Genomic DNA, 1,194 nt, shown 5'->3' on the forward strand with positions numbered 1-1,194 from the left:
AACCCGATCCGGGTGCGCGGCACGGGCTACTTCGCCCGCTGCCTCCAGCACGAGACGGACCACCTGTACGGCTACCTCTACATCGACCGCCTCTCCAAGCGGGAACGCAAGGACGCGCTGCGGCAGATGGCCGAGAACGAGCCGCGCTACCCCGTCGTCGCCAACGACTGACGACCTCCAGGCCTCACAGGCCCCACAGGCACCTTCCGTACGGCGCCCCCCGTGACCTCCGTCCCGGGCGGGCGCCGTTCGCATGTCCGTCATCTGTTCGAGCGTGTTCCACCGATGACAGCGGGACGGCGGTCCTGTAGGGGTAGTGAATGATGCAAATCCGTTCCCAGAACGGTCAGTTGTGGTGCTGAATGGAAGAGCGGGGATACACGACGGTGCACGCCCGGCGCAGAGGAGGGCGTGACCGACTGGCGGCCTGAGAGGGGTTTGTTCGTGCATGCTTTCTCACGCGGCACCACATCGACACCCATGGCGGTACCCGTTCCACCATCGCTCTCTCTTCCGGTGATCGAGGAAGCGTTTCCCAGGCAACTCCATCCGTATTGGCCCCGGCTCCAGGAGAAGACCCGCACCTGGCTCCTCGAAAAGCGGCTCATGCCGGCCGACAAGGTCGAAGAGCACGCCGACGGCCTGTGCTACACGGACCTCATGGCGGGGTACTACACCGAGGCCCCCGAGGACGTCCTGCAGGCGATAGCCGACTACAGCGCGTGGTTCTTCGTCTGGGACGACCGGCACGACCGTGACATCGTCCACCGCCGCCCGGCCGCCTGGCGGCGCCTGCGGACGCGGCTGCACGCCGCCCTCGACGCGCCCGAGAACCACCTCCGGCACGCCGATCCGCTGGTCGCGGGCCTCGCCGACAGCCTGGTGCGCCTCTACTCGTTCCTGTCCCCCTCCTGGAACACCCGCTTCGCCCGCCACTTCCACGCGGTGATCGATGCGTACGACCGGGAATTCGTGAACCGCACCGAGGGCCGTATCCCCACCGTCGACGAATACCTCGCCCTGCGCCGTCTCACCTTCGCCCACCGGATCTGGACCGATCTGCTGGAGCCGAGCGCACAGCTGGAACTCCCGGACCCGGTGCGAAAACATCCCGCCTATGCGCGGGCGGCATTGCTGAGCCAGGATTTCGCCGCCTGGTACAACGACCTCTGCTCACTTCCGAAGGAAATAGCG

At 66.7% G+C, this 1,194-nt stretch carries 2 protein-coding genes; both read left to right on the top strand.

Going from position 1 to position 1,194, the window contains the following annotated elements:
* Nucleotides 1–171 (top strand): peptide deformylase (locus ACFY5C_RS41815; protein WP_389455328.1); only part of this gene is annotated, 171 nt, incomplete at its 5' end.
* Between the two features lie 273 nt (nt 172–444).
* On the top strand, nt 445–1,194 hold a 750-nt coding region (locus tag ACFY5C_RS41820), incomplete at its 3' end, for a multidrug MFS transporter (protein ID WP_389455326.1).

The sequence above is a fragment of the Streptomyces sp. NPDC012935 genome (assembly GCF_042900345.1).
Classification (GTDB): Bacteria; Actinomycetota; Actinomycetes; order Streptomycetales; family Streptomycetaceae; genus Streptomyces.